Genomic DNA, 2,020 nt, shown 5'->3' on the forward strand with positions numbered 1-2,020 from the left:
ATGGACACCCAGCACTTCACCCACGAACCCCCGACCTGCCCCTGCGGCGCCCAGCTCGCAACCGGGCACCCGAAGCTCTGCCGCAAGTGCACCGCCCGACAGCGGTGGACCCGCCGGCACCAGCCGCGCGGCCGCCACAGCGGCGCCGACCGAGGCATCCGCACCCGCCGACGCCGTGGCGGTGACGCATGACGATCGCCGTCTCCGCCGTCATCCTGCTCGGCGTCTTCGTCTACCTGCTCTGGCGCTACGCCCGCCTCCCGCTCTGGCAGGCCGCGATCTGCGCCGCCTTCGGCTACTTCCTCGCCTCATCATCGATCGGCCCGGAAATCGGTGACGGACTCCGCGCCCTGGCCCGCTTCATCGCCGGACTGCAACTGTGAGAGCGCGCGACTGGTGGGTGATCGTCGGCATGACCGTCGCAGCGGTCTCCGCCGCGGTTGCGAGCTTCTCCGGCCTGCGCGGCCTCGCGATCGTCGCGGGCTGGCCCGCCCGCCTCGCCTGGCTGCTACCGGTCACCATCGACGCCTACGCAATGACCTCGGCACGGGTCTGGCTCGCCGGAGCGCTGGCCAGCAGCCGAGCGCAGCGCTTCGCCCGCGCCAACGCGACGGGCGCCATCGCCACCAGCATCGTCGGGAACGCCGGCTACCACCTTATCGCGACCGGCCTCGTCGACATCTCCTGGCCGATCGTCGTCCTGGTCGGCGCCGTCCCCGCCGCCGTCCTCGGCCTAACCGCCCACCTGCACGCCCTCACCAGCATCGCGCCCCCAGACATCAAAGAACGAACCGAAGTCCGTACCCGAGTCCGGACCCGCCGACCGAAGCGCCGCACCGACGATGCCCTGCTGGCTGCCGCCCGCGAAGCCGACGCCCGGCACCGCGCCGCACACAACGGACGCCCCATCAGCCGCGACGGACTGCGCGAGTCGCTGCACATCGCCGGGCCCAAAGCCACCGAACTGCGCCGACGCCTGACCACAGAGACCACCGACCGAAAGGAGGCTTCACCCCGCCCATGACCAACCAGCCGAACACCCCGCGCCCGACCGTCGATCAGGAGGCCGTTCTGACCCATCTGCGCGCTGCCCGCCAACGACCCACACCGGTCAACCTCTGGACCGCCCTCGCCGACATCCCCGTCCTGCTCGCCGAGACCGACCGCCTCGCCCGGCTACTGAGCCGCACCCGATGGGACTTCGCCGACCTGCTCGCCGCCGCCCAAGCCGCCCTCGCCGCCGACCGCGACGGCGAACCTCACCCGCTGACCTACCTGCGTGATGCCGTCGCAGAACACCAGGACTGGACGCCGCCTGCCGACGGCGAACTCGCCGCATGAGGGCCTACGGACGCCGCCACCGACGATGGCTCCGCCGCAACCCGCAACCACTGCTGTTCGTCCCCGACGAACCGCTGCTCATCGCCGGCCTCGCCGCCATCGCACATGCACTGTTCCGCTACCGCTCGGAACTCGCACCGATCACGACAGGGATCGTCCTCGCCGTCGCCGGTTCCGTTCTGCACGCCACCCACCCCGACGCCTGGCCGATGATCGCCATCCTCACGATCGCTGCGTCACTAGGAGCCGCACTGCGCGGCATCCCGTGGGGCATCACCCGGACTGCGGAACGGATCTACGCGGCGATGACGACCGCCATCGCGGGAGGCTGGCTCACTGTTGCGACAGCAGCCGGAGTGGGCCGGACTCCGCTGCCGACGATCCTCATCGTGGCCGTCTTTCTGCTCGGCGTGCCGTGGTGGGCGCATCGGCGTCGCCGAGCCCGCGTCCGCGTCGACCGCGTCATCAACGCCTGGCCCAACCTCGCCGAAACCATCGGCCTCGCCGGATCACGCGTCATGTCCGCCGTCGTCGACACCTGGGGCTGGCGCGCCCTGATGAAACTGCGCCCCGGACAAAGCGTCGCCGACGTCATCGCCAAAGTGCCCGCCATCGAATCCGCCCTCGGCACCCGCCCCGGCGCCGTCCGCGTCGAACAAGACCCCGCCCACGCCGGCCG

General features: G+C 71.4%; 4 protein-coding genes and 1 pseudogene. All 5 read left to right on the forward strand.

Translation table 11 applies throughout. The annotated features are described in order from the left end of the window. A partial coding sequence (locus AB0M02_RS46675) for a hypothetical protein (RefSeq protein WP_364238985.1) occupies positions 1-192 on the forward strand: 192 nt, incomplete at its 5' end. Further along, on the forward strand, positions 189-383 hold the full coding sequence (locus tag AB0M02_RS46680) for a hypothetical protein (protein WP_364238986.1): 195 nt from the start codon (positions 189-191) through the stop codon (positions 381-383). The genes AB0M02_RS46675 and AB0M02_RS46680, both read left to right, overlap by 4 nt. Next, positions 380-1,024: a DUF2637 domain-containing protein gene (locus tag AB0M02_RS46685; RefSeq protein WP_364238987.1), complete on the forward strand. Its 645-nt coding sequence runs from the start codon at positions 380-382 to the stop codon at positions 1,022-1,024. Before AB0M02_RS46680 ends, AB0M02_RS46685 begins: the two co-directional genes overlap by 4 nt. Further along, on the forward strand, positions 1,021-1,341 hold the full coding sequence (locus tag AB0M02_RS46690; RefSeq protein ID WP_364238988.1) for a hypothetical protein: 321 nt from the start codon (positions 1,021-1,023) through the stop codon (positions 1,339-1,341). Before AB0M02_RS46685 ends, AB0M02_RS46690 begins: the two co-directional genes overlap by 4 nt. Then, positions 1,338-2,020: pseudogene (locus tag AB0M02_RS46695) on the forward strand (cell division protein FtsK); the annotation flags it as partial. The gene AB0M02_RS46690 and the pseudogene AB0M02_RS46695, both read left to right, overlap by 4 nt.

The organism is Actinoplanes sp. NPDC051861 (assembly GCF_040681145.1).
GTDB lineage: Bacteria > Actinomycetota > Actinomycetes > Mycobacteriales > Micromonosporaceae > Actinoplanes.